The sequence below is a fragment of the Paenibacillus dendritiformis genome (assembly GCF_945605565.1).
Classification (GTDB): Bacteria; Bacillota; Bacilli; order Paenibacillales; family Paenibacillaceae; genus Paenibacillus_B; species Paenibacillus_B dendritiformis_A.
Window position 1 is genome coordinate 4,535,932 of record NZ_OX216966.1, and the last position, 26,322, is coordinate 4,562,253.

The following is a 26,322-nucleotide window of genomic DNA, read 5'->3' on the forward strand; positions in this document are numbered from 1 at the left end:
TTCCACTTCTGCCGCTAGCGGCGGACAGGCTCGGAGAAGATCGATTCGTGATCCGTCGCATCTTCTCTACGCTTTCCGGCTCCGCTTGCTCTTTGCTGCGAGGCGTCCTCCGGAATGGAATGCTCCGGTTCATCCGGAAGCAGCGGCTCCGCAGGCCGTCCAACCGGCTCCTTCTCTGTCCCAGCGCCGCCGGGAACCGTATCCGGCAATGGCCTCTGCATGTCCTGGGCGAACTGTTCTGCGGACGTGCCGTCCTTCGGACCGACGAACGGAGAATCCCTTACCGCCTCCGGCGCTCTTCCCGTCAGCGGAGACGCTCCGGTTGCATAGGCGGGAACTGAATAACCAGCCGCTTCCGTCCCTTGCTCAGGGTTCATCCTTCCCCTGACGGGAGCATCCCTCTCGGCGGCCTTGTCGGCCCATTCCTTTTCCATCTGTTGGCGAAGACGGGACATTAACGCTGCATTGGCCTGCTTCACGATATTCGGGTTCGATTGCATCAACTTCAGCACCTGTTCATTGGGAGGATAAGTGATTGCCGCGTCCTTTTGCAGATGAGGTTCGATATACCGCAATGCATAAATCTGCCCCCCGTGCAAATAAGCGTCCACACAGGCGCTGGAGAACGACAACCGTTCCCGCTCATCCATCTGCAGCCAGACGGTAGGCTCCTGCAGTTCATGAATCGCCTTGCGGGACAGGATGACATAGTCTTGGCCATCCGGGAAGCGGATGCGCACATCAATCGCATCGCGCTTGCCGAGCAGCAGCGGCAGTTGAATGACCGCCGTCTCCACCCAGCGCATATCATCCGCCAGCCGCGCCTCTTCATACAGCATCGAAGAGAGCACCGGAGTTTTGGCCGATACATCGATTTTCAGCACTTTGCCGATGGCGTCATCCGCCTCGCGCACCCGGCCTGCCGGAGCAGCCGATTCCGCGATCTCCCGCCTCTTCAGATCAGCCATGCTGATTCGGGTCCCGGCTTGGAGCGGCCGCTCGAATACCCATATCGCCGCCTGCTGCTTACGCTGTTCCGCAGCCAGCCGCTCCAGCCGATCGAATTCCTGCTTATATTCGGCTTCCACCGATGACCGCAGCGACAATAATTGGCGGTCGGACCACCACAGGTAGAACCCGAACAAGATGCCTGCCGCCGCCGCCCCGCATAGGGCGGACCACGCCATTTGCCTCCTTCTCCGTGTCCATCGTCTCAACTTCGCACCTCTCCTTTGGCAAGTTTCTTCTCCTTCATCCATCGCCCGAGCCGATTCAGCCAGCCTCTGCCGGAATGCTCTGCCCCTACGAGCACTTCCGTCCACCGCAGGGCATCCTCGCTCCATTCGAACGGATCTGGCTGATACGGCAGCTTCAACAGACCTCTGCACCGCCCGCGGATCCAAGCCGGCCGCCAGGAAGGATAGGCATCCGCATGTGCAATGGCTGCGTACCAATGCGTGCATTGATTCGCTTCGAACCTTCGGGCCGCCTCGCGCAGCTCTTCCCGGCGCCAGGGAGCCGCGCTGCCGACAAGTACGGGGATCTGGGCCCGTTCGAACTCCTCTATTCGGCGTCCTGTCATATCCGCTCCCGTATCAAGCACGACGTATTCGTACCGCCCAAGCAAATACGGCAGCAGATTGCTCTGCGTCCAGCGGTAGCAGGTCACGCCATACAGCCGAACTCCTTCGGCCGCATCTCCCGCCGTCTTCCGGCTCGCCCGAATACTCTCCATCGCATCCGGCTCCTCGCCTTCATAATCCGCCTCCAAGGCACGAATGACCACACCGTCCGCCTCATCCCGGGCATCGACGTAGGCTGCCCTGCCCAATTGCCCGGCCGACAGGTGATACGCGCACATGAGCGCCGCATGCGTCGCTCCAATCCCGGAGGAAGTGCCGCGAAAAGCAATCACCAGTCCGGCACCAGTCCTCCCGGCAGCATACGGAGGATCATTGATGCCCGCTGTGGAAGGGCTGCCGCCCCCCGCGGCGAACGGCCTTAATACTTCGACTAGTTCTTGTGCCGATTGATATCGGTGCTCGGGACGGATAGCCAGCAGCTTGACAAGAACTGGAAGGAAGCCGGCCGGTACATCATCGGCCAGACATTGCGGCTGAAGCGGAAGCTCTCCCTTCCAGCGGCCAGCGGACATCATATGGGCCAGCAGAGCGCCTATTCCGTACAGATCCGTGCGGGCATCGCTCTGCTTGCCGTCATACTGCTCCGGAGCGGCGAACCCGACCGTGCCGAGCTTGACCGTATCGTGCTCCTTGTCTGCATCGACATTGCGAGCGATTCCGAAATCAATCAGCTTCACCTGGCCCAGCCGGGTCAGCATGATGTTCGACGGCTTCATATCGCGAAACACGATAGGCGGATGCCGGCTGTGCAAATAAGACAAGGCTTCGCAAATCGGCACCGCATAACCGATTGCCTCTGCGAACGAAACCGGCCGCTCACGCATTCGTTCTCCCAGCGTTACCCCCTCGATATATTCCATGACGAGATACGCCCTTCCCGACGCATCCGGCGGATAAAAGTCAACAATGAGCGGGAGATGCGGGTGGCGCAAAGCCGTCAGCAGCCTCGCTTCATGGACGAGCTGCTCCATATCCCTGACCGCGGGCTTGGATATCTTGATCGCCCAATGCTTCCCAGCCAGCCTCTCGTCTTCCGCCAAATAGACGGAGCTCATCCCTCCGCTTCCGAGCAATCGGACAATGCGGTACCTGCCGTGCAGCAGTTGACCCGGCTGCAGATTAAATCCATGATCCAGCAATGCAATCCCCCCACGACAACGCAAAAAAGCACCCTGAAAACGAACCATCGTTCGTAATCAGGGTGCTTCCCTGTGTGCACGCTATGTTTTGATGCTAGTGTATAAGATTTGTAGCGGCTTGTCCAGCCTTTTTCGAAAAAGATCGTGCCACTGAACAGTTAGCATCATTAATATTTCATCATATAAAGCGTAATCTCGTCCCGATTATGGAACAACTGCTTCGCCCGGATGATTTGGGCATGCTCGGCATACATCGCAGTTACATCGCGAATGGTCTGCAGCGGCTTTTTGTGCATCAATTTTACGGTGACGAGGATCGTTCCCCCGGCAATCACGCCGTCCATCAAGCGGATAACCATCTCTGCCGTCGCTTTGGGGCTCCAGCTCATATCGCAGACGAGCAGATCGAACTCATTCGGCTCCACCGGGACATCGGCAGCATTCCGCTTCACATACGTCAACTGCGGGTGCCCTATCAAGCTAGGATGCATATTGGCCGGATCGATCGCGGTAACATGCACTCCCCGCTCCAGCAAGAGGCTTGTCCAGCCTCCCGGCGCGGCGCCGACGTCCAGCGCATGCCGATAAGCAGAGTAATCGAGACCGAATGTCCGTTCCGCTTCCAGCAGCTTGAACTTGGCGCGGGAGATTTGCCCTTCCTCCCTCTGGAACCGCATCGCTCCGCCCGGCCAATCGGATCCCGCTTCCGCGTGAGTCATCATTCCGGCATAGATTGCAGCCTCGCCAATCACGACGGTGACGATAACCTCCGGTTCGGCCAGTACAGTCTCTCCTCCACTCCGTTCGATTACGGAGCGGAAAGCCTCCCGGATCGCCTTCTCTTCCTCCGTTCGCGCCCCGCCGGACCGAACATGGACGGCGACCCGCGTGCCACTGCCGGCTTGGAGACCGGAGCTTGCGCTCAACCGCTCCAGCCACAAGGCGCACATCGCTTCCAGTTCTTCCGCCGGACCATTCGCGAGCCCCTCGCGCTTGACCGCCAGGTGCACCGGTTGAATATGCCGGCCGAAGATCGGCGGCTCCTGCTGCCATCGTTCTATCGCTTCAGTGGAACTGGCTGGAAGCTCCATCAAGGCCATCTCGCCAGGGACGAGCATGCGGCTCTTCAACTGACCGAAGCTTCTGCGCAGCTCCTCCTGTGCATACGAAATATAACCGTGATTGGAGGTGACAATCCAATGGGATGACGGTGTAAAATGTGACTCCAGAATCAATTCTTGTACGGACTCCACGTGGGCAAACCTCCAGCTTTGTTGCGAATCAATCGCTATATTGAACATCATTTCAAGATATATAATTTCAAAAAGACAACGCTCACGGAACCCGTATCCATGGTCGATCATTCATCCAGTCCACCTGGACGCGCATATCGAAGGTCTCCGAGAGCAGCTCCGGAGTCATCACCTCGTGCTTCGGTCCGGTCGCGACCATCCGCCCCTCATGCAGCAGCGCGACATGCGTGAACAGAGGGATGATTTCCTCCGAATGATGCGTCACATAGACAATCCCAAGCTCGCGTCCCGATAGCAGCGCCATATCTTGAAGCAGCTTCTCCCGCTCATAAATATCGAGGCCGGAGCACGGCTCGTCCATAATAAGCAGCTCGGGATCGCCCATCAGCGCGCGGGCAAGCATTATTTTCTTGCGCTCCCCTTGCGAGCAGACGGCAAGCGGCTGATCCGCGAGGCGGCCGAGATGGAACTCCTCGAGCAATTGATGGGCCCGCTCCTTCACTTCGTTCGGAATCTCCTGGTAGAATCGCAGCCAAGCGAAGGCGCCGGTCGCCACCATTTCCCACACCGGGTCGCGCAGCGTTAATTTTTCGACAAGCGATTGACTGATATAGCCGATCCGTTGTCTCACTTCTCTTACGTCGCACTGACCGTATGTATGACCGAGCACGCGGACGGTTCCGCTTGAAGGAAATTGGTAGGCGGTTATCAGTTCAAGAAGCGTCGTCTTCCCGGAACCGTTCCGTCCGAGCAGCACCCAGTGCTCCCCCGGGTTTACGCTCCAGTTGATGTCATTCAAAATGGTTCGCTCTTCTCTCTGGAACCTGATCTGTTCTAGCTGTATCACAGCAATCCCCCGCCTTTCAATCGTTCATACATATACGTTACCGAATGAAATGCATAAATCTTCTCCGGCTCGCTCTCCCGTTCCGGCGTGTCTTCTCCCCAGAGCAGAAGGCAAGGGACGCTCTCAATGCGATGCGCCTGCACCAGTTCGGCGGCATCCAGCACATTGACCGAAGCGATTGCCAGCTGCGGATAAGACTGCTCCAATAGAGCCAGTATCCGTTCAGCAAGCCGACACGTCCCGCAAAAGGGGCTGTACACATAGAGAGCCCTCCGGCTTTCTGCAGCCGCGACCGGACGACCTGGCATAAAGGCCTGGAGCTCCTGCCCGCGAACCGGCTTCACTGCTTCTCCATCCTGACCCGTTCCAGCGTCTCCCAGCCCATTGGCCCGTTATAAAGCTTCACGGAGTCCGGCTTATGCTTATACAGCTGCTGGTACATCCGTTGTCTCCCTTCCGGGCAGGAAGTATGGAGGTAGATTTCCTCCTGCGGATAGAGTCCGCGGCGCACCATTTCCAACACAAGCTCCGTTCCCGTCGGCTCGTCCGGCCCCAGATCATGATCAAGCGACAAAATACCGACGTGCTCCTCTTCCAAAAGCAGCAGACATTCCTCCATATTCCGCGCCAGCACGAATCCGTCCGGACAGCGCCGCCAGTCGTCCAGGTAGACATGAATCATCGCATTCCCTCTTTCCCTTCACCATGGATTCATTTGTTCTTGGCCCGAACTGCCTGCTTGAGCCTGTTCCACTCGGGAACATGTCCGTATTGCCCGCTGCCTGGCGTCTCCAGAATAAGCGGCTTGCCGCGGATTCCTTCGGCCATGGCCAGCCGGGCCAGCTCCTCGATGCCGATATGCCCGTCTCCCAGATTGGCGTGACGATCTTGGCGCGAAGCATAGACTTCTCTCGAATCGTTCAAATGAATAACCTGCATATGCCGCCAATAACCGAGCTCATGCCCCTTGGCGATCAATTCCTCGGTCTTGTACGGATCCCACAAGCCGCTGGCGAACGCATGGCAGGTATCGAAGCAATAACCAATTTTATCGGAATACCGGCTTAACTGCCTGATCTGGATAAGCTCCTCGAGCGTTACGCCCAGGCCGCCATGACTGCCCGCCTGATTCTCCAGCAGAAGCAAGGCTCGCCCGTTCCAGACGGCAAGCACCGTATCGATCGTGCGAATAATGTTCCCGTAGGTGCGCAGCAGAAGCTGTTCGCCGCCGGTCTTGCCTTTGAATATTCCGAAATGAACGACGACTCCGATCGATCCGCAGGCTTCCGCAATCATCAAATCATTCAACAGCGATTGAACCGTCGCTTGGAACCGGTCTGGCGCCTGTTCGGCATCGACCGCCAGATTCGTCGGGTACGGCGTATGAACGACGGTCTGAATCCCGTGCCGTTCACATACCTCCCGAGCCGCCTCCGCCTCATCCTCGTAGCCGAGCTTGACGGACAGCCCCCTCGGATTCTTGCTGAAATATTGATAGCAGCCAAGGCCGAACGCCTCCTGCAATCGGACCGCGTCACGCGCAGCATGGCTGTAGCCGCCCCGCAGCGACAAATGACAACCGTATCGCAGCGCGAAGCTGCCGTCTCCCCTCCCCGGGAGATTAGGATTCATCCGCTGGCGGCAGCGGCTGGCACTGCGGACAGAAATACGCAGGCTTCCGTTGGATCAGCATCTCTTCAATCGGCGTGCCGCAGCGCGGGCAAGGTTCCCCTGTCTTGCCTGCGATTCCCCACGAGAGTGAAGCCGTGCTGCCATCAGCTGCCGCTCCTCTCCCATCCTGCCGCTCGATCGCTTCCTGAAGCACATGAATCATGGATAAAAACAACCGGTCAAGCTCTTCTTCCTGCAGTTGATCAACCCGCACAGAAGGGCGAAGTCCGGCAGCAAACGCGATATCATCCGCATACCGGCTGTCAATTCCGGCCAGCAGCGCAGGATTCATCAAGGCCGCCTTCAAAGTCGACCGCCGCTTCGCGAACCGTTGGCGGAACCGTTCCGCCGTCAAGTGGCGGGACAACGGATCAGGACCCTGCTCCCGCTGCTGTTGATCCAGTTCCTTTGCCGTCAGCAGCAATAGCTGGAGCGTTCGCGACTTGACCACGGTCACCGCCACGCTGTCCAAGCGGAGCGAAAATGCAGGCTTGCTCGCGTTTGCGGCCGTTTTCAGTTCCTCATCCTCCGCACCGGCTTCGAGCCTGTCAATATGAAGCTCATCCTCCTGGCCCAACCGAACCACCAGGCGCTGACCATTATCCAGATGAAAAATAAGATCCGTTCCTCTTCGTTCCACAAATAAAATTTGTCGGCCAAGAGCCAGATCGTGCAAACGTTCTAAGTCCACGTTCAGCCCGGATTGGCGCTGCATATCCAAGCTGCGGATCCGCTGGCCTACCGTATGCTGATCCAGCCGTTTCCGGTAACCTTCGATCTCGGGAATTCCCGGCATCGAGCATCTTCCTTCCTATGTCTATAAATTAAAGCAGCTCATTCGTTATGCTGCGCTTGCTCCATGAACCACTGGCGCAACTCCTCCAGCTTCTCGCATATCATATCGGGATTGACTCCCGAGCGCTTCTGATAATCCTCGAGGTTGGCCGCTGTCGTAATGCCTGTCAAGACAAGCGCCGTCCGGCAGCCTGCCTGCTGGCCTGCCAGCATGTCAGTCATCATATTATCTCCGATGACAATGGCTTCCTCCGCGCGGCAGCCCAGCCGTTCCAGAGCGGCATCCATGATGATGCGGCTTGGCTTGCCGATCACGACGGGTTCAACTCCCGAGGCCGCCTGGATCGCAGCCCCGATCGAGCCGGCTCCCGGGGAGAATCCCCGGTCCGAAGGAAGCATCAGATCCGGATTCGTCAGAATCGAGAGCGCTCCCTTGCGCACTGCGGCTGCGGCCGCTTCCAGCTTCGCATAGCTCACACTCCGGTCGATTCCCTGGACGACGATATCGACCTCTTCATTCCATACGGCCTCTACATCCGCGGTCCACGCAATACCGGCATCCGTCAACGCTTGCTCCAGGCCCCGTTCCCCGATCATAAATACGCGGCGGCCCGGAAATTTCTTCAGAATATACGATGCAGCAGCTTGCGCCGACGTGAGCACATCCTGACTTTTCGCGTTGATTCCGAGCCCGTTCAGCATATCCGCGACTTCCTCCGGCGTACGCGACGAGTTGTTTGTCACGAACTGATACGGGATTCGGAGCTGTTGCAATGTCGAGATCAGCGCATCCGCTCCTTCAACCATCGTCGATCCGTGATACATCGTTCCATCCAGATCGATGCAAGCATACCATTTTGTTTCCCTCATGATGCTACCCCATTCCTTTCTGCCGCATGCCGTAAGCAGCCCTGGCTAGGCCTGCCGCTCCCGGTCGGTGCGGATGACATGATCCACCCACTGCTCCACCGCATTGCCGTCTGCCAAGGTCGGAACGATATCCGACCAGCGTTCATCTCCGGACAATCGCAAAATGAAATGATGAAGCGCCGCAAAGTGGCTATCCTGAAACACGCCCATCGTCGCCTTTTCGTCCGGCAGCAAATACAGGCTGTCCGGTTCAGGGAGCGCAGGCTGCTCTCCGTTCAATAAATGAAGAGCCGGCATCTTATCCCGTTCCAAGTCGCATGTAATGCTTCCCTTCGTTCCGACGATGTCTATCCGGAACGCATCAGCGCCATAAGCAATCCGGGAGACTTCCACCATCCCATGGACACCGCTCTCTGTCTTATAAGTCATGACGGCCCAATCATCGACATGGACCGGGACGCGCTCTTCCGAGCCTGCCGTCTTCGGCCGCTCCGGCACAAACGTATGTACATGACCATCCACGCTCGCAAAATCACCAAACCAGTGACGGATCAGATCAAGCGCATGCACGCCGATATCCGAAATGGCTCCGCCGCCGGACAGCGAGTCACTCAGCCTCCAGCTGAAAGGCCTCGATTCGCTCAAATAACCGGAGCGCAGATAAGCGATTTTGCATTGCAGGACATCGCCGACCAGCCCCGCTTCCAGCCAGGCGCGAATGCGCATGACAGCAGGGTGATAACGAAATACAAATGCGAGCTGCTGAGGGTGCTGTGCAGGTATCTCCTCTACCAAATCTTTCGTCGCCTGCGCATTGTCCGTTACCGGCTTCTCGCAATATACAGCCTGCCGGTAAGCGACGGCGGTTCTGACCTGCTCCGCGTGCAGCGCATTCGGCGTGCAAATGCTTACCGCATCGGAGCCTTCGATCTGAAGCGCCTCTTCCAGCGAACTCGTAATATGGGCAAATCCGATTCGGCGAGCCTGGGCGCCCACCTCTTCGGGTCGTCTGGTGACCAACGCGTGGAGAGACAGCTCCACAGGCAGCGGCTTCACAATCGGCAGTGTTCTCAATGCGATCATATGGGTTTTGGCGATCGTGCCGAACCCTACTATAGAGAAACCAAGCTTCTGCATGGAGGATTCCACCTTTCTTTTTTCCCGGCCTTCGCTGACGATAGCTTGCAGGGAAATACTCAACTTTGATCCATTGTAAAGAACCGCCACTCCGCTTGCAAGGCCGGATATCAGAATGAACCGTCCATTTCGACGGCACGCCGCGTCGATCGGCGTCGAAGTCCCATCCATTTCTCCCGTTCCGTCCCGGATGGCGCATCCTTTGTCAACTTGTGCGCTTTCCCGGAAAATAATCAGATACACCCCCGGCTCCCGCGTTCAGCCGGCGCCCCCGCGGACGGGTTTCCCTATCAGCTATTGTTCCGGTTCCATCGCCAGCGGAACGGCGAGAAGGTCGTCGGCGAGCACAGAGGAGGGAAAGATTGCCCTCGCCTCGGCCAGCAAATGGACCAGCGTCTCCTCTTCTTTGTAGCGCGAACTGAAGTGGTTCAGCACCAGCTTGCCCGCACCGGCCTTCAAGGCAATGGCCGCGGCATCCGCGGCGGTACTGTGGCCGTATTCATGCGCATTGCTGCGCTTGTTTTCCATGAACGTAGCTTCATGAACAAGGACATCCGCCCCTTCCGCTAACCGTACCGCGTTCTCGCACGGACGCGTATCGCCTAATATCGCGACCGTCTTCCCCGGTATCTGTTCTCCCAGGACGGCCGCCGCCGCAATGCGCCGCCCGTCCGGCAGCGTGACATCCTCCCCGCGCTTCAGCTTGCCGTAGACCGGTCCGGGTGCGATGCCCATCCGTTCAAGCACCTCGATGCGCAGCTTGCCCGGACGGGCAAGCTCCTGAACCCGGTAGCCATAGGAAGGCACGCGATGATCCAGCGGCAGTGCGGTGACGCGGAAGCTGTCATCGGACCAGATCTCGCCTGGCTCGATCTCCTGGAGATGCAGCGTATAGGGCAAATGGGTATCACTCACTCGAAACGCGGTCTCCATGAATTCGCTCAGCCCTGCCGGTCCGAACACGGTCAACGGATCAACTCCACCCTGATAAGCTCTGCTGGACAACAGCCCCGGCAGTCCGAACAAATGATCCCCATGCAAATGCGTAATAAAAATGAACTCGCACTTGCCAAGCTTCAATGGAGAACGGAGAACTTGATGCTGCGTCCCTTCGCCGCAATCGAACATCCAGAACGTTCCCCGTTCTTCCTGCAAGCGCAGCACGAGGCTGCTTACGTTGCGCCGGGTAGTCGGCATGCCGGCCCCGGTGCCGAGAAAATAAAGATCCATGGCCCTGTTTCCCCCTTTACTTTATGATATAAAATAATGTCGCTTACGGATAGTGCATTAGTAGTAAGCTATACCCAACTGCGCTTCGTTCGATTCTGCCCTTGCCCTACAAAACAAAACCTCCGCACCAGCCAATAGAACAAGCGGTGCGGAGTTGCCGTTTTGTGACCCATTATGCTAAAAGGCTTCTTACGCCTTATCTACGTTGAAGTACGTTCCTTGCGGATGAGCGAACACCATCGCGGTGACAGAAGCTTCCGGCTCCATCATGAAGCCTTCCGTTAAGTGCACGCCGATATCCTCCGGCTGCATGAGGCGGAACAGCGGCTCCTGATCCTCCAGGTTCGGACACGCCGGGTAACCGAAGGACACCCGAATGCCTTGGTATCGGGCCCCGAACCGTTCCTTCATCGTCATCTCTGCGGGATCAGGGATGCCCCATACTTCCCGCATCATGTGGTGAATTCGCTCAGCCAGACCTTCCGCCAGCTCCAGCGCCACGGATTGCAGCGCGTGAGAACGCAAATACTCTCCCTGCTGCTTGAATTCATCCGATCGCTCGCGGACGCCCTTACCGGCCGTTACGACCAGGAAGCCGACATAATCCATGACGCCGCTCTCCTTCGAGCGCAGGAAATCGGCCAGACACATATAAGGCTCGACCTGCTGCCGCGGGAACGTGAAGGTATGCAGCACTTCATCCTGCCGCTCCGGATTATAAATATGAATGGAATCCCCTTCCGACTGGGCAGGGAAGAAACGGTACATCGCGTTCGCCTGCAGCACGCCGCTCTCCGCTTCCTCGCGCAAAATCCGGTCCACCGTCTCCTTCAACTCGACCGTCTTCGGATCGCGCTCCTTCAAGCGCTGCTCGACAGACCCGCGCATGCCGAGGTGATGTCCGAGCAGCATCTGCATATTGACGTACGGAATCACTTGCGGCACGGCAATGTTCCGCAGCACGTGGCGGTCCAGATCCGGCGGAAGATGGACCGGTGCTTCCTTGATCGCCGAGCGGACCGCACGGGTCAGCTTCGGCAGCTTTTGCTCCACTTCCTCTTCCTTCGCGAGCCGTTCCTTATGCGCGCGCAGCTCGTCTACGAGGAGCTGCCGTTCTTCGGCGTTCATCAGCTTGTTCGCCAGATCCAGCCCCTCCATCGCATCCTTCGCATAGAGGACAAGGCCGTCATATTCCGGGATAATCCGGTTTTTCGTAAATTTGCGCGTCAGCGCCGCGCCGCCGACCATAATCGGCACATCGATGCCGGCGCTCCGCAGATCTTGTGCAGTCACAACCATCTGTTGGGCCGATTTGACCAGCAGGCCGGATAAGCCGATCGCATCCGGCTTTTCTTTGCGGTAGGCTTCAATCAGCTGTTCGGGCGGAACTTTGATACCGAGATTAATAATTTCATAGCCGTTGTTGGACAGAATGATTTCAACCAGGTTCTTCCCAATATCATGAACGTCGCCTTTTACGGTGGCAAGCAATATTTTCCCCTTGACCGCAGATTCGTTCTTCTCCATATGCGGCTCGAGGAAGGCAACGGACGCCTTCATCACCTCGGCGCTCTGCAGCACCTCGGCAACAATCAGCTCGTTGTTGTTGAATAGGCGGCCAACCTCTTCCATTCCTTTCATCAGCGGGCCGTTGATAATGTCAAGCGGCGGATATTTCTCCAGGGCAAGCGTCAGATCCGGAATAAGTCCTTCCTTCGTGCCCTCCACTATATAAGAAGCAAGCCGTTCCTCCAATGGAAGATCGTTCGTCTTCACCTTCTTCTCTACCGTCCGGTTGCGGAACGCGGCCACGAACTCGGCAAGCGTCTCATCATTCGTCTCGTAGAGAAGCGCTTCGGACAGCTTCCGCTCATGCTCCGGTATGGAAGCATATCGCTCCAGCTTCTCCGTATTGACAATCGCGTAGTCAAGTCCCGCCTTGGTGCATTCATAGAGAAAGACAGAGTTCAGCACTTCCCGGCCGGCTTCCGGCAAGCCGAACGAAATATTGCTCACGCCGAGTATCGACTGGCAGCGGGGCATCGCTTCTTTGATGAGGCGGATGCCTTCGATCGTTTCCTTGGCCGATCCGATATATTGCTCATCCCCGGTTCCGACCGGGAACACAAGCGGATCGAAAATGATATTTTCCGGCTCGATGCCGAAATCATTGACGAGAATGTCATAAGACCGCTTCGCGACCGCCAACTTATCCTCCCGAGTAATGGCCTGTCCCCGCTCATCGATTGTGCCGACGACGAGCGATGCGCCATAGCGATGCACTAACGGAACAACGTTCTCGAATTTTTCCAGTCCGTCCTCCAGGTTGACCGAGTTAATAATCGCCTTGCCCTGCGTATATGTTAATGCCAGCTCCAACACTTCCGGATCCGTCGTGTCGATGACGAGCGGCACTTTGACCTTCTTCACCACTTCCTGCAAAAACACGCGCATATCTTCCGCTTCATCCCGATCCGGATCCTGAAGACACACATCGATGACATGGGCTCCGCTCTTCACTTGGGCACGCGCCACTTCTGCCGCTTCTTCGATCTTGCCTTCCCGGATCAGCCGCTTGAACTTGCGCGAACCCAGCACGTTCGTCCGTTCGCCGACCATGTAAGGACGGCTCTCATTTTCGATGTATACCGTCTCGATTCCAGATACGGCCGGTGGGTGGCTCCCGGCTTGCCGCCGCGGTTCGTATTTATCCAGCTCCTCTTTCAGCACACGGATATGCTCCGGCGTCGTCCCGCAGCAGCCGCCTGCAATATTCAGCCAGCCCTGCTCGGCGAAGGTGGCGATTTTGCGAGCGAGCGATTCCGGGGATTCGTGATAATGTCCGTTCTCGTCAGGCAGGCCCGCATTCGGGTAACAGCTGATCGCCGCCCGGCTAATCGCGGAGAGCGAGCGCAAATGATCGCGCATGAATTCCGGGCCGGTCGCGCAGTTCAATCCAATCGACACCGGATTCAGATGCTCAAGAGAAATATAGAAGGATTCAATATTTTGGCCGGCAAGGGTCGTTCCCATCGGCTCGATCGTGCCCGATATCATTAACGGCAGCTTCTGTCCCGTCGTCTCTCTCGCGCGTTGAATGGCAATCGAACCGGCCTTCACGTTCAACGTGTCTTGGGACGTCTCCAGCAGCAGCGCATCGACACCCGCTTCAATGAGCGCCAGCGCCTGTTCGTAATAGCTCTCTACCAGTTGTTCGAAGGTAACCCCTCCGGTGACCGACAGCGTTTTCGTCGTTGGGCCCATCGCCCCGGCCACATAGCGCGGCCATTCTGGCGTGCTGAACTTCTGCGCTGCCTCTACCGCCAGCTTCGCCGCAGCGAGATTCAATTCCCGGGCCCGATCTTGGAGATCGTACTCCGCGAGCACAATGCCGGTGGCGCCGAAGGTGTTCGTCTCCAGAATGTCAGCCCCGGCTTCAAGATATTGTTCGTGTATTCGTGAAATGACGTCAGGACGAGTCAGGACGAGCATTTCGTTACATCCGTCCAAATGTTCGCCTCCGAAATCTTCCGGCAATAAATCCGCCTGCTGAATCATCGTCCCCATCGCACCGTCGAGAATGAGAATGCGTTCTTGAAGTCGTTCTTCTAATGTTGGTTTCTTCATCCTTCTGCCCACCTTCTGTCAAACGTTAGAACCTAGTTTAACAGAAGTGCAACGTTTAGGAAAGACTTGCGATCTTTTCACTCGACTGGCTCTTGCCCATTCATTTCCTGGTGTATTATAATACAATCACAATAATTCTGATTATGAAAGTAGGGATTAGCGAATGGCTGAGATTCGGATTCGAAACACGAATGAAATGATTACGGGAGAAGAAAATGTTCGTAATTTCCTGGAGGGGCAAGGCGTGCTGTATGAGCATTGGAATCCGAACAAATTAGACGCCTCCCTGCAAGACAAATTTGTGCTGACCGATGACGAGAAGCAGGCGATCCTAGACACATTCGATGACGAAATTCGTGACTTGGCCGCGCGCAGAGGCTATCGGACATGGGACATTATTGCGCTCTCCGACGCGACGCCGAATATCGAAGAGCTGCTAAAAAAATTCGAGCAAGTGCATACCCATACCGAAGATGAGGTTAGAGCGATAACCGCCGGAAATGGCATCTTCGTTATTAAAGGATCCGATGACGTCGGCTATATGGATGTCATTCTGTCTGCTGGCGATGTCATCTCCGTTCCGGAGAACAAACCGCACTATTTCACCTTAATGGATAACCGCAAAATCGTAGCCGTTCGCTTATTCATCGAAACCGAAGGCTGGATCGCTCATCCGTATGCGGATCCATCCTTCCAGCAAGCGTAACCGAATGAATGCGCAAAAGCCCTGTCGCCATGACAGGGCTTCCTGCTTTATGATTTGACTTCAAATTGCTTCTTCGGCATTGAATGCATATCCCGTGCGGTTACGTGGGAGATCACATTGTAGGTGCCCGCTTTGTCAAACGTATGCTCGAATTGGTATGTACCGTCCTGCGTGAACGAACCTTCGGCACGCTCGTGCTGCTCTTCCCCTTCTAACCAATACTCGAACTCCACTTTGTCCGCATCATCCACCGCTTGATCGTTCTGCGTAACGCGAGCGGTTATCGTGACAGGCTCATTCGCATTGACTTCGGCAGGAACCTGCAGATCTACTTTAATCAAGTCCGGTATCGTCCCATCTTGCCCGTGCTCTGCGTGCTCGCTGTGGTCTCCGGAGCCATTGTGGCCCGCATGCTCGCCGCCATTGCTATTACCATTTCCGCAACCTGCAGCGAAAATAAGCATCATGCATAGCGACAGCGCCAACATTGCCTTCTTCATCATGCCCATTCACTCCTTAGCTATTTCCAACCTCTCTATGCATACATTATAAACAACAATACTCCGCAAGATATGACTCGATCGGGCTAGATCCTGAACGGTTATGTGACGGTTATGTGACATTTATCACACTAGAATCAGCACATGCCAGCGCCGCAGCCCTACCATTTGACCCCCATCAAGCAAGAAAGCCCGCCCTTCAGGCAGACTTCCTATCATTTATGGGCTTACTTTAACGCCGCTTGATTTATTGATTCAATCACGCCGGTCATTTCCATCAAGTTGGCTATTTGGTGTTCGGGCCGGATATTCCCGGTCAATGTCACGCCCTTGCGATTAATCCAGGCATGATGCATTCCAACATTCTGCGCCCCCAATATATCCGTGGTCAGCTTGTCCCCAACCATCAATCCTTCGTGAGGGCCGATGCCCAGCAATGACATCGCGTGGCGGAACAGACTCGGTGCAGGCTTCCCTTCCGGATGATGACCGGAGATGACGATATGATCGAAGAAAGGAATGATGTCCGGGATGCCATCGAGCTTTTCCTGCTGCAAATCCGGAGCCCCGTTCGTCAAGAGGAGCAACTGATAATGAGGCTTCAACGCCCGTAAAATATCATACGTCTCCTCATAAACGTAAGAACGCGCCCGCCGTTCGCGCATGAATCGCTCCGCCAGCTCTGCTCCCAGTGCCTCATCCTCGCAACCCGATTGGCGAAGACCAGTAGTCCATGAGGCGGTCCGGTAAGCCGGCGCCAGCTGCTGCAGGCTGCGGAACTGCTCATGCTCTCCCCCGGTAAAATGCCCCCACAACGCCTCGAAAGGATTGATGCCAATATTGGTCGTGAAGGCATAGGTTGCATAGCTTTCATATAACGCTCTTGCAGCGTTCCGCACTTCGGTCTCCAATTGTTCCGCGTCTACTCCCGCTGTAGAGTGCGCATATTGACACACTGCGGCAAAGGCTTCCTCCACACACCGCTCATCCCACAGCAGCGTGTCATCCAGATCGAATAATACGGCACGAATGGCCATTGCGTCTCCCCCTTGTCTCCACTCCCGGTAAAACTACTTCTTCGGCTTCACGAAAACGACCTTGTCCGACTGCTCCGTCTCTTTGGACTTGTCGGTCTTATCTGCCTTCGAATTCTCTTCGTACGTTATCCGGTTCTGTGCAGCGAACTGCTGCAGCCGCGCATGCATCGCTTCGATGTCATAGCGGTTCATCATGCGGGAGAACACCCAGTTCGAGCCTTTGCCGTTCTTTTCAATAACGATGAAGCCAGGCTGATACGTTATTTTTTTGATATCTTCCACTTTGAGCGTACGCAGCCGATTCCATTTAGTCGTGCTTAGTTCGTCTTTCGTGACCCGTAAAAAAGGCCGGCGCAAAAACAGCATCAGCGCCAATCCCAAATAACAAATAACGGTTACCCAGTACAACGTCGGGGACGGTAGGTTCGTGCCGACACTGCCAAGCAGCGCATAAATGATCGTGAACCCGGTCAATATCAAAGGAAGAATAAAATTCCGGCCCTTGAATTCATCGAACTCAACCGTATGGGAAGAGATCCCCGGCTTGCCCTGCTTTTTGCGTTGCTTGTTCAACTGAGCGCTATTGCGCCGTACTTGACGTTCCCAACTACGCGACATCCCATCTAGACCTCCTATATGATAGACACTCTAATGAACGGTGCTTCCCGGTTGATTGTTCTGTTCGCCCTCTTCATCTTCCACGTAGCGAATGCTGTCCAACTTGTTGCGTACCTGCTGTCGGAACAATACGATGTATTGTTCTCTTAGCGCGGCCCGTTCCGCCAGTTCCTCCGAGTTCAGCCCTACGCTCTTATGCTTACGGGCCAGCTCATTGATGCGCGCAATTATTTTATCCATGTTCATCTTGTACCCTCCATACACTGGTGCATATCTTCTACTTTGACATGCTGCATCAGCCTTGTCAAGCAAGCTGACGGCCAGAGAATACAAGAATCAATACCTTAGACCTCACCGGTAGAAAAAGCGCTCTGTGAGAAATATGATCCCAACCATGGTGGAAATATCGTCAAGAAAATATCGGTACGACAATGACGATGCCGGATTGCAGCGTATGTCCTCTTAAATCATTCAATTGAATAATCTCATATATGTACTCTCGGGTATCCATTCCGTTCGGCTTATATTCCGTTGCGATCTCCCAAAGGCTATCCCCAGGCTGAACAAGTACGCGCTCCGTAACTACAGAAGGCTGCTCGGATACAGTGTCGTCATCCCCCCATGCTTGTACGATTCCCGCGCACAATAGGAACAACAGACCGAAAAGCAATATCGTTCGAATCAATTTCTTTCTATTATAAGGGTTCTGCCTTACAGGTTGATTCAATGATCGTCTTACTTCCGTTCGATATGCATAATTCCGTCTCGGGTTATATACCAACTGGTCCATATCCGTCCACTCCCCAAACACTTGTTCTGTTCTTGTTATCCATAATGTAACACGAACATACGTTCAGGTCAACACTTTTTGAGGAACGTGCGTTCTCTTTTTTCGTCCCTGATTCGAAAAAAGTGACCATTTTCGCAAGGAAAACGAAAAAAACCGCATAAAATCAAGGTTTTTTTAGAACTTACGTTTGTGCGAACGGAGGTTCTATGGTATAATTTTGACAAAAGAGCATTCATTGGAGTTGATATCTTTGTCTAAAATATCAAGTCGACAACAAGCGATCCTTGATTTTATACGTGATGAAGTCCGCACCAAGGGCTATCCTCCTTCCGTGAGAGAGATCGGAGAAGCTGTCGGCCTCGCATCGAGTTCTACGGTGCACGGCCATCTGGACCGGCTGGAGAAGAAAGGCTTTATCCGCCGGGACCCGACGAAGCCAAGAGCGATCGAACTGCTCAGCGAACAGTCGGATCGCCATTCGGAGTTCAGCCATTCCGTGACACGCGTTCCCGTCATCGGGAAGGTAACGGCCGGCGAACCGATTACGGCAACAGAGAACATCGAAGATTATTTCCCTCTTCCGGTACATATGGTAGGTGATGATGACAACATCTTCATGCTATCCGTTGTCGGCGACAGCATGATCGAAGCCGGTATACATAACGGAGACTACGTTATCGTCCGCCAGCAGCAGACAGCGAACAACGGCGATATTGTCGTGGCCATGACCGAGGAGAACGAAGCAACGGTAAAGACATTCTACAAGGAACGCGATCATATCCGCCTTCAGCCGGAGAATCCGACATTTGAGCCGATCCGGTTGAAGCATGTCACGATTTTGGGCAAGGTGATTGGGTTGTTCCGTGATTTTCATTAATGGTTACAATCAATGGGAGCAAGTGTAGAGAAGCCGCTTTGGATACAGCAGTTCTGTATTCGGAAGCGGCTTTTTGACGTGTCCGGGCGACATGGAGAAGATTCGTTCTGCAACCATGCTGTGGAACAGACCGTGAAGGAGCTCGGGAAGGTGTACATATTATTTATAAGCTTTTTTTGCGGTATTTTATTGATTAGAGAAAGGCTGATTGATAAAGTACTTGTGGAAAAGTTATTTGAGAACCACTCCAAGAAGACATTATGAGACAGGACTATGCTGCTCCACCTTTTTTCTTGTTCACTATGAACAGCCCCCCAAAAGCCCGGACATACAAAAAAACGGCCCCGCTGTATGAGCAGGGCCTCGAACAAAGGCGGCCTTAACACGCTAACGCGGAAGGCGCAGTCTCATTAGGACCAATTAATAAATAAATGCACGGGAAACGATTACGAGCAGAATGAACAATACCAAAATTACACCAGTCGACGTCCAGAGACCTCCAACACCACAAGTAACTCCACTCATTTGAGTTACCTCCTTTCTCTTGGTACTCCCATGATATTAGAATTACGGACGGATTGACTTGGCTGTAACCCATATGCTCAAAATTTGGGCTGTTTTTGCAAATGACGCGCCCCTTGCAGCTCCCAGAAACCAAAGTGTTGTGACATCACATTCATGTTAGTTACACCTCAGGCTTTAGCACAAACATTTAAAACAATTTCTCATATTGTAATACAGAAAGGAGGTGGCTTGAATGAGACGTCATCGTAAAGCAATCACTGTTGTTCTTAAAGAGGGTCAGAAAGTGTTGGTCGTGTGCAAACGTAAAAGACATTGTTGCTAAGTCCTCATTTTAGTGGAGCACCCTAGAACCTTAGCGTTGGTGCTCCACTTCCCTTCCGCTGACGGCCTTGTTCTGGCCTTCCGGCGTCTTCAGAAGAAGTCAGTTTTCTGCTGCTTTTGGGTGCACCTCCCCATGTATACCGTAAGAAAAAAGCCTCGGAGTAATCCGGGTTTTTTTTTGTTACTTATCCCTTAACAAAGCATTTCCTTGGATGAATCTCACATGACCTGTACAAAACGATACTTGCATAAGTGCCATAATCTGACTAAATGTCAAACTTCATAATCGTATTTTTCAAATATTCATTGAATTCGGTATGTTCATTTTCTGCAATACTCCTTGGATAACTCATGATGACAAGGTCATGGGGTAAATTCTCTTTTCGATACGCAGGATGTTTATGTTCGTAATGATTTTCTTGAAAGCCAAGTCGCATATAGAAATTTTTGCGTCTAATCGAAATCGGATCTACCGGCGGGTCAATTTCTAAAATGACAAGATGGTTCATTTCACAAAACTGTTTCAAACAACGAGATCCCATACTATTTCCGCGCATATCCGGATCAATTGCAAAATGTTCAATATAACAAGATCGAGCCGTTTTCCAATAGAAGATAATCCCAACAAATACGTCCTTATCTAAGATCACGTCGCAATGATATGCCGAATGATCCAAGGCTGCAATTTGATCTTCCAATAATCTTTGTTCGTGCTCGGGAAAGCTGACCTTATATAATTTCAAATGCTTTTTTAAAATAAGCATCATTTGTACTCGTAAGACGGGTAAATTCCATAAATAGTAACACTCCTTTTCTTGTTGTAGATAAGCTCTTTATAGTTGTGCATATTTTACTACGATAATACAGGAGTCACAAGTTCCTGTTGTTTTACCCTTTAAAGGCACTTGCTCTCTTCATAATTTGGAGATTCTCCCCTAATACTTCGAATTTGACACTAGATGGATAGTTTATAAGCCGCTGACTAATCAGCGACTTAAAATAGATGCTTAGTATGCATCATATACTTCCAAACCTAAATCGTACTTTGCAATCCCACCATTAATTTTTTTGACAAGAAAATACACCGTAGCCCCGTCTGGTATATATATGTTTTAAATAAGCTGCCCTAAGCTGAAATTTTCATAATCGCTTGTCCGTGCTGTCTTCAATATACAGGTTAACTTGTTTTTTTGGAAATAAGTCAATCGCACTTTCCTTTGTGCAGCCGATCCCTTTAGCAACAAACGCACTTTGTGATAATACCAAAACCATAGCAAGCATAATGAAAGTTGAAGTGATCTTCTTGAATTTAATTGGCATCCCATCCTTTTCGTTATGTAAAAGCGGCCGTATAGTTTAGAACAACATTGTCCTAATATTCTTGCCATTTCGTTCTACGCTGGCTTCCGTTACTCTACCTGCCTGATCATATTTTTGAAACCCATACTGATATATGTATCAGCATTTGTGGGTACTTCGGATCGGTCGCTTACCCACTACGCCAGATTTTGCGGCAGCCGTTTTATAATCGGCGTTCAAAACACTGTGGAGTTGGCTTGTCCTTTGTCCCGTTGAGAACTAGCGCCGAATGGTCAGCAATACTCTCAGTCCAATTGATGTAAGCCCGGAACTCAGCAATCACCTGATATGGCGTCCGATCTGATCTGTTATTCGGCCGTTGTCATCGGTATACTTCCGGCATGCCCCCTCCCTTTTAATAGGTTATAGAGCCCGAATCGTTAATCCCCATAGTAAAAAGCCCTCAACGCTTAGAGCGCCAAGACTTCGATAATTAATATATATTGAACGTGTTCCCACTGATGAACATGTGTGCGATTAAGTTTTTTGCATTTCACACCGTTTGATAGTTCTTGGTAAACCTTGTTTTTGATAGCTTTTCGTATCAGGGACATCATGTGATATCATACGATTTCATCATTTTGTGAGTGTTTCTTTAAAACAAAATAAGCCTTGGAGTAATCCGGAGTTTTCATTATTTAGTCTAATTTAAGGTATAGAATATATGAGCGTATAGTCATATAATTAAAGCGAAGGAGGGGGAATTTTGAAGAAATTAAGCGCAATATTCCTGGTGTGTTTGTTGGTCTTGGTAGGCTGCGGGGCCGGCGGAGGACAGTCAAAAGATGAAGGGCTCGTTCTCGACTATATCAATACGTTCGTGAATGGAACCGATGTAGATGCCAAGACAAAGTTTGTCGAAGAAAATGTTCATCCTGACATCAAGCCTCTATTTGCTTTAGGGCAAAATAATGTGACCGACGAGAGCAAGATGTACAAAGATCCGAAAGTTATGGAGTCTATCGATTACGAAGAATCCGGAAAGAAAGGAACGCTCGTACTAGCACGAGGTACCGTTGACGGGAAAGAAAAAGAAATTATCGTGCTGGTTATGGAAGGAAAAATCGGCTTCGGGTTTACTCCTGATGGCGAGGGAGAGCTCAAGACGGGTTACGATGAAATGCGCGCCAAATTTAAAACAGAACCATTGAAATAACCGACAAGCCCCGGAACACTCCGGGGCTCACCTCTTTCTAAACGCATCATATTGTGTGCGGTTTAAGTTTTTGCTTTTCACACAGTTGAATAGAACTAAAAAAACCATGCAAATTAGCGATATATACATTTTCAATAAATTGATGCGGCCAATATTATAATTTGTGTACATCAATCCCGTGCTCGTATTCTCATTGTACTGAATTTTGAAGGCTAATCTAAAGTTTCTCCAATCGCCCTTTGGCATAATCCATGCAAATAATCTCTGCATTTTTCCTGTGTTATTAGTCCATGCAAACCAGTCCTTATCAGTGCTGTCTCGATGTATAAATTCATAGTATTAATTTCATATCCCAACTTTATAAAAGTGTTACCACTTCCAGGCTGTAGATTTACATATATGAATCTATCTTGTCCGGTGTTATTCGTCCAAGTATACCAATCTTGATCTTCAGCATCAGAAAATAAAGAGCGTTATTGGGCTTTGCGGCAAGAACATTGAAATTGCTTTTTCGAGTGTATCCGCTACACCAGTGGCAGCAAACGCACTGTAAATGCGGCCGCCTTTCAATTAGGTATATAGTTCAAAAGTAGTAATATCCTAATATTTCACGTGTTTCGACACAGAAAAATCGCCCTTTAATATTCCCGCAATAAAAAAGACGCTGAAATAATCAGCGACTTAATGACGCTATTTTAATGACTGATTTTAATCTGTAATAACAATAAAAATTTCCCCAATATCTTTGACTCCTTCTTGCACAATTCCAACCCCACCAACCGGCTCCCCTTCGCGTAAATACGGATTCTTTAATGCTGTTACGAGTCCGGTACTGCTTACTTTAAAGTAAGGACTACCGCCATTTGGATAAGGATAGTATTTGTAATTACGACCGTAAGGCAACTGGTACGTTTCCCCCACTTTTAACGTAACTGTCCATGAAATTTCTTTTGTCGAAAACTCATTATTAGTTGATACTTTGATTGGCGCCGCAGAAGCAACCGCACCAAAAGACAACAACAACACAACTGAGGTAGCCAGCAACAATTTTCTCGGCATGTAAAAACATCTCCTTTTAAGATAATTGTTTACTACTACACTCACACTTCGACATAAGGAAGGATATTCGTCCCATGGAAAAGTCAACGAATAAAGATCGGACTACCTGGGAATCTTACTATCGATGCACCAATATTAACCGGGGGTGAAAAAATGAAAAAACGATTGTCAGCTATCCTGATAATGGTGTCCATTTCTATGGTACTTGCGGTGCCAGCCTTTGCGGTAGATGGTTCCGGTTACGACGGCGGCATGAACACCAACGCGAATAATGGTTACACTACCAACACAACCGGCAACAACACAAACAACGTTGGAACTTACGCTACAAATGGTAACAGAGGCAACAATTATGGCTGGCTCGGTCTGCTTGGATTATTTGGGTTAGCAGGATTGCGTAAAAGAAGCAATGAATATTCCGACCAACGGTCATAAGATGTCTAGTTAGCCGTTCTAAAGATTAAAATGCACCCATCATTATTTCGAATGGGTGTATTTTTTCATTACAGATATTTAGCCGAGAAAGCCCTTGCCTTAGGCATGGGATGAATCGGCTTAGGACAGCTAAATTGTCCTACAGCACCTTGTTGCAGTTATAATTTTAAACGGATACCATGTTGTTAGGGGACAAGAATATAGACGAACCGCCACAACCGTATCTTTAATCAACTATCATTTTGTATTTTGTCCGCGCTATCGAAGAAAGGTATTGGTAAAACAAGTCGAAGTCCGCTTCAAGGAACTGGTGTCGACTATTTGCGGAGAGCATAAATGGCAGGTGATTGCCATGGAGGTCATGCCGGATCATGTGCATTTATTTTTGAATGTGGTGCCGACGTATTCTCCTTCGGACATTAACGTTTCGCTCTACTCGCGTAAAATTCAATGAGTCAGTCTTTGACCAATGATCTGCGTTACCACGTGAACTGGCAAAATCAAAACAAGCTTGGCCTAAATGACGCATACCACCACGATCTGAATCTGGTGCTCTGTCGAGAAGACGGCAATTTCATGCCAAAATCATCACTTTTTAATGCCTTCTCAAGGATCCTGAAGCGCGCCGGATTACCGCCGTGGCCGATCCATTCGCTGCGCCACACCCACGCCGTCAAATTGCTTGAGAGCGGCGCCGATATGAAATATGTCCAAGAACGGCTTGGCCACGGAAGTATTCAAATTACGTGTACGCCCACGTATCCAAAAAACTTGAGGCTACGAATATGGACAAGTTTGAGAATCACCTCAAAAACATTCTCGAATAAAATTGTGGGTGTTTTGTGGGTGCTCCACTCCGCTACCTTCCCCGTATCCTTTCACCCGCAAATTAAAAATCCCCAGAAGCCTTGCGGCTCTAGGGATGAAAGAATTAATATAAGGTCATATATTGATCGCGTTCCCACTGATGAACCTGTGTGCGGTACATATCCCACTCGATTTCCTTCAGTTCCATGAAGTGCTGCAGCGCATGCTCGCCGAGCGAATCGCAAATGATCTCGTCGCGGAGCAATGCTTCCAGCGCTTCCTTGAGGCTGGATGGCAAGCTTGGGATGCCTTCCGCTTCCCGCTCTTCGTCGGTCATCACGTAGATGTTCCGGTCGGTCGGCGCCGGCAGAGCGGAATTTTTCTTGATACCGTCCAATCCGGCCTTCAGAATGGCGGCCAACGCCAAATATGGGTTCGCCGACGGATCCGGGTTGCGCACCTCGACGCGCGTGCTGAGGCCGCGGGATGCCGGAATGCGGACCATCGGGCTGCGGTTGCTCGCGGACCAGGCGACGTAGCATGGAGCCTCGTATCCCGGAACAAGCCGTTTGTAGGAGTTGACCGTCGGATTCGTAATGGCCGCGAAGCCGCGGGCATGCTTCAACACCCCGGCCATGAAGCGGCGGGCATCGTCGCTCAAGCCCAGCTTATCCTTCTCATCGTAGAAAGCATTCTCCTTGCCCTGGAACAGCGAGATGTTACAGTGCATACCGGAACCGTTCACGCCGAACAGCGGCTTCGCCATGAAAGTGGCGTGCAGGCCATGCTGACGGGCGATCGTCTTCACGACGAGCTTGAAGGTCTGAATCTGGTCGGCCGCCTTGATGGCGTCCGCGTACTTGAAATCAATCTCATGCTGCCCCGGCGCTACTTCATGGTGAGAAGCTTCGATTTCAAAGCCCATTTCCTCCAGCTTCAATACGATCTCGCGGCGGCAGTTCTCCCCGAGGTCCGTCGGAGCCAAGTCGAAATAGCCGCCCTGGTCGTTCAGCTCCATCGTCGGATTGCCCTTCTCATCCGTCTTGAACAGGAAGAACTCCGGCTCCGGTCCGACATTCATCGCCGTATAGCCCATTTCTTCCGCTTCCTTCAGCGCCCGCTTCAGAATGCCGCGCGGACATCCGGCGAACGGAACTCCGTCTGTTGTATATACGTCACAAATCAACCGTGCTACACGATCTTCCGTTACCCATGGGAATACCACCCAAGTATCCAGATCAGGCACCAGATACATATCTGATTCTTCAATCCGCACATAACCTTCGATAGAAGAGCCGTCAAACATCATTTTGTTGTCCAGCGCCTTGTTCAATTGGCTTACCGGGATCTCCACATTCTTGATCGTTCCCAGCAAATCCGTAAATTGAAGCCGGATAAATCGTACATTTTGTTCTTCCGCGATGCGTACAATGTCTTCTCTGGTATAACCCACGGGGTAACATCTCCTTCTTGTGAACCTGGATTAGATTGGTTTGATCACTTCGTGAAGAAACGAGACAGTTCACCTTGAATCAATGACACTTGACCCGGTCTGTTTCCGGAAATGAGCTGCTGCTTCAGCATTCGATGCAGTTGAGTCTCCGACAGTTCCTTGCGTTTGCTTTCCGAATCTTCGCTTAGCACGGTCGCCTCCTGGGATTCCTTGGAGACCGGATGCAGCACTTGCTTGATCCCGGCGATGTTCACACCCTTCTCAATAAGCGCCTTAATCTCCAGCAGCCGCTCCACGTCATTGAACGAAAATAGACGCTGGTTGCCGGACGTGCGTGCAGGCATGATCAATTCATGCTGCTCATAGTAACGAATTTGCCTTGCGGTCAAATCCGTCAGCTTCATTACGATGCCGATTGGAAACAAAGCCATATTTCTGCGAATTTCATCCCCCACCGCTCATCAACC

At 52.2% G+C, this 26,322-nt stretch carries 27 protein-coding genes and 2 pseudogenes; 6 read left to right on the plus strand and 23 right to left on the minus strand.

Annotated elements, in window-relative coordinates; translation table 11 throughout:
- Positions 1-14 precede the first annotated feature (14 nt).
- The 12 genes from NNL35_RS20230 to metH form a co-directional block, all read right to left on the minus strand.
- Entirely contained in the window at positions 15-1,217 is a 1,203-nt protein-coding gene (locus NNL35_RS20230; protein WP_238535280.1) for an SAF domain-containing protein, read from the minus strand.
- On the minus strand, positions 1,214-2,782 hold the full coding sequence (locus NNL35_RS20235; protein ID WP_006675467.1) for a serine/threonine protein kinase: 1,569 nt from the start codon (positions 2,780-2,782) through the stop codon (positions 1,214-1,216). The genes NNL35_RS20230 and NNL35_RS20235 overlap by 4 nt, the downstream gene beginning before the upstream one ends.
- A 167-nt stretch (positions 2,783-2,949) precedes the next feature.
- Entirely contained in the window at positions 2,950-4,035 is a 1,086-nt protein-coding gene (locus NNL35_RS20240) for an SAM-dependent methyltransferase (protein ID WP_040730140.1), read from the minus strand.
- Positions 4,036-4,117: 82 nt separating this feature from the next.
- Positions 4,118-4,882: an ABC transporter ATP-binding protein gene (locus NNL35_RS20245; RefSeq protein WP_040730138.1), complete on the minus strand. Its 765-nt coding sequence runs from the start codon at positions 4,880-4,882 to the stop codon at positions 4,118-4,120.
- On the minus strand, positions 4,879-5,226 hold the full coding sequence (locus NNL35_RS20250) for a thioredoxin family protein (protein ID WP_006675464.1): 348 nt from the start codon (positions 5,224-5,226) through the stop codon (positions 4,879-4,881). Before NNL35_RS20250 ends, NNL35_RS20245 begins: the two co-directional genes overlap by 4 nt.
- The gene (locus tag NNL35_RS20255) at positions 5,223-5,564 is read right to left on the minus strand and encodes a cyclic-phosphate processing receiver domain-containing protein (RefSeq protein WP_006675463.1); all 342 of its coding nucleotides are present in this window, start codon (positions 5,562-5,564) and stop codon (positions 5,223-5,225) included. Before NNL35_RS20255 ends, NNL35_RS20250 begins: the two co-directional genes overlap by 4 nt.
- Before the next feature lie 29 nt (positions 5,565-5,593).
- Positions 5,594-6,514, minus strand: a complete 921-nt coding sequence (locus NNL35_RS20260) for a deoxyribonuclease IV (protein ID WP_050979366.1) — start codon at positions 6,512-6,514, stop codon at positions 5,594-5,596.
- Positions 6,504-7,349, minus strand: a complete 846-nt coding sequence (locus tag NNL35_RS20265) for a DNA-formamidopyrimidine glycosylase family protein (protein ID WP_006675461.1) — start codon at positions 7,347-7,349, stop codon at positions 6,504-6,506. Before NNL35_RS20265 ends, NNL35_RS20260 begins: the two co-directional genes overlap by 11 nt.
- 38 nt (positions 7,350-7,387) lie before the next feature.
- Entirely contained in the window at positions 7,388-8,218 is an 831-nt protein-coding gene (locus NNL35_RS20270; RefSeq protein WP_006675460.1) for a TIGR01457 family HAD-type hydrolase, read from the minus strand.
- Positions 8,219-8,263: 45 nt separating this feature from the next.
- On the minus strand, positions 8,264-9,355 hold the full coding sequence (locus NNL35_RS20275; protein ID WP_040730188.1) for a Gfo/Idh/MocA family protein: 1,092 nt from the start codon (positions 9,353-9,355) through the stop codon (positions 8,264-8,266).
- Positions 9,356-9,649: 294 nt separating this feature from the next.
- Positions 9,650-10,585 (minus strand): ribonuclease Z, encoded by a 936-nt coding sequence (gene rnz, locus NNL35_RS20280; protein ID WP_006675458.1) that lies wholly within the window; start codon positions 10,583-10,585, stop codon positions 9,650-9,652.
- Positions 10,586-10,774: 189 nt separating this feature from the next.
- Positions 10,775-14,212, minus strand: a complete 3,438-nt coding sequence (gene metH / locus NNL35_RS20285; protein WP_006675457.1) for a methionine synthase — start codon at positions 14,210-14,212, stop codon at positions 10,775-10,777.
- A gap of 163 nt (positions 14,213-14,375) precedes the next feature.
- Here metH and NNL35_RS20290 point away from each other — a divergent pair, with 163 nt between their 5' ends.
- The gene (locus NNL35_RS20290; protein ID WP_006675456.1) at positions 14,376-14,918 is read left to right on the plus strand and encodes a 1,2-dihydroxy-3-keto-5-methylthiopentene dioxygenase; all 543 of its coding nucleotides are present in this window, start codon (positions 14,376-14,378) and stop codon (positions 14,916-14,918) included.
- Between the two features lie 47 nt (positions 14,919-14,965).
- On the opposite strand, the gene NNL35_RS20295 is transcribed toward NNL35_RS20290, so the two are convergent.
- The 5 genes from NNL35_RS20295 to NNL35_RS20315 form a co-directional block, all read right to left on the minus strand.
- Entirely contained in the window at positions 14,966-15,421 is a 456-nt protein-coding gene (locus NNL35_RS20295; protein WP_006675455.1) for a FixH family protein, read from the minus strand.
- Between the two features lie 224 nt (positions 15,422-15,645).
- The gene (locus NNL35_RS20300; RefSeq protein ID WP_006675454.1) at positions 15,646-16,455 is read right to left on the minus strand and encodes an HAD family hydrolase; all 810 of its coding nucleotides are present in this window, start codon (positions 16,453-16,455) and stop codon (positions 15,646-15,648) included.
- A 33-nt stretch (positions 16,456-16,488) separates the two neighbouring features.
- On the minus strand, positions 16,489-17,073 hold the full coding sequence (locus tag NNL35_RS20305) for a hypothetical protein (RefSeq protein WP_006675453.1): 585 nt from the start codon (positions 17,071-17,073) through the stop codon (positions 16,489-16,491).
- Between the two features lie 30 nt (positions 17,074-17,103).
- Positions 17,104-17,319, minus strand: coding sequence for a DUF896 domain-containing protein (locus NNL35_RS20310; RefSeq protein WP_006675452.1), 216 nt, complete (start codon positions 17,317-17,319; stop codon positions 17,104-17,106).
- A 163-nt stretch (positions 17,320-17,482) separates the two neighbouring features.
- Positions 17,483-17,758 (minus strand): LysM peptidoglycan-binding domain-containing protein, encoded by a 276-nt coding sequence (locus NNL35_RS20315; protein WP_254553682.1) that lies wholly within the window; start codon positions 17,756-17,758, stop codon positions 17,483-17,485.
- A gap of 355 nt (positions 17,759-18,113) precedes the next feature.
- Here NNL35_RS20315 and lexA point away from each other — a divergent pair, with 355 nt between their 5' ends.
- Complete coding sequence (lexA, locus tag NNL35_RS20320) at positions 18,114-18,740, plus strand: transcriptional repressor LexA (RefSeq protein WP_006675450.1); 627 nt, start codon at positions 18,114-18,116, stop codon at positions 18,738-18,740.
- A 420-nt stretch (positions 18,741-19,160) separates the two neighbouring features.
- On the opposite strand, the gene NNL35_RS20325 is transcribed toward lexA, so the two are convergent.
- The 3 genes from NNL35_RS20325 to NNL35_RS20335 all read right to left on the minus strand — a co-directional run bounded on the left by NNL35_RS20325 (position 19,161) and on the right by NNL35_RS20335 (position 20,906).
- Positions 19,161-19,265, minus strand: coding sequence for a sporulation protein YjcZ (locus tag NNL35_RS20325; protein WP_234399621.1), 105 nt, complete (start codon positions 19,263-19,265; stop codon positions 19,161-19,163).
- Positions 19,266-19,852: 587 nt separating this feature from the next.
- Complete coding sequence (locus NNL35_RS20330) at positions 19,853-20,350, minus strand: GNAT family N-acetyltransferase (RefSeq protein WP_006675448.1); 498 nt, start codon at positions 20,348-20,350, stop codon at positions 19,853-19,855.
- 376 nt (positions 20,351-20,726) lie between these two features.
- Positions 20,727-20,906, minus strand: coding sequence for a hypothetical protein (locus tag NNL35_RS20335; protein ID WP_040730133.1), 180 nt, complete (start codon positions 20,904-20,906; stop codon positions 20,727-20,729).
- Positions 20,907-21,651: 745 nt separating this feature from the next.
- Here NNL35_RS20335 and NNL35_RS20340 point away from each other — a divergent pair.
- Complete coding sequence (locus NNL35_RS20340) at positions 21,652-22,101, plus strand: hypothetical protein (protein ID WP_006675447.1); 450 nt, start codon at positions 21,652-21,654, stop codon at positions 22,099-22,101.
- 708 nt (positions 22,102-22,809) lie between these two features.
- On the opposite strand, the gene NNL35_RS20345 is transcribed toward NNL35_RS20340, so the two are convergent.
- A complete protein-coding gene (locus NNL35_RS20345) occupies positions 22,810-23,160 on the minus strand; it encodes a hypothetical protein (protein ID WP_006675446.1) in 351 nt (116 codons plus the stop codon).
- Positions 23,161-23,313: 153 nt separating this feature from the next.
- Here NNL35_RS20345 and NNL35_RS20350 point away from each other — a divergent pair, with 153 nt between their 5' ends.
- The 3 genes and pseudogenes from NNL35_RS20350 to NNL35_RS30825 all read left to right on the plus strand — a co-directional run.
- The gene (locus NNL35_RS20350; RefSeq protein ID WP_040730131.1) at positions 23,314-23,595 is read left to right on the plus strand and encodes a WGxxGxxG family protein; all 282 of its coding nucleotides are present in this window, start codon (positions 23,314-23,316) and stop codon (positions 23,593-23,595) included.
- A gap of 163 nt (positions 23,596-23,758) precedes the next feature.
- Positions 23,759-24,013, plus strand: a pseudogene (gene tnpA / locus NNL35_RS20355) (IS200/IS605 family transposase); the annotation flags it as partial.
- A 44-nt stretch (positions 24,014-24,057) separates the two neighbouring features.
- Positions 24,058-24,422 (plus strand): annotated as a pseudogene (locus NNL35_RS30825) (tyrosine-type recombinase/integrase); the annotation flags it as partial.
- 104 nt (positions 24,423-24,526) lie between these two features.
- On the opposite strand, the gene glnA reads toward NNL35_RS30825, so the two are convergent.
- Positions 24,527-25,855, minus strand: coding sequence for a type I glutamate--ammonia ligase (gene glnA, locus NNL35_RS20365; RefSeq protein ID WP_006675443.1), 1,329 nt, complete (start codon positions 25,853-25,855; stop codon positions 24,527-24,529).
- Positions 25,856-25,899: 44 nt separating this feature from the next.
- Positions 25,900-26,310 carry a MerR family transcriptional regulator gene (locus tag NNL35_RS20370; protein WP_006675442.1) on the minus strand — a complete coding sequence of 137 codons (411 nt, stop codon included), beginning with the start codon at positions 26,308-26,310 and terminating at the stop codon, positions 25,900-25,902.
- Between the last annotated feature and the right edge of the window lie 12 nt (positions 26,311-26,322).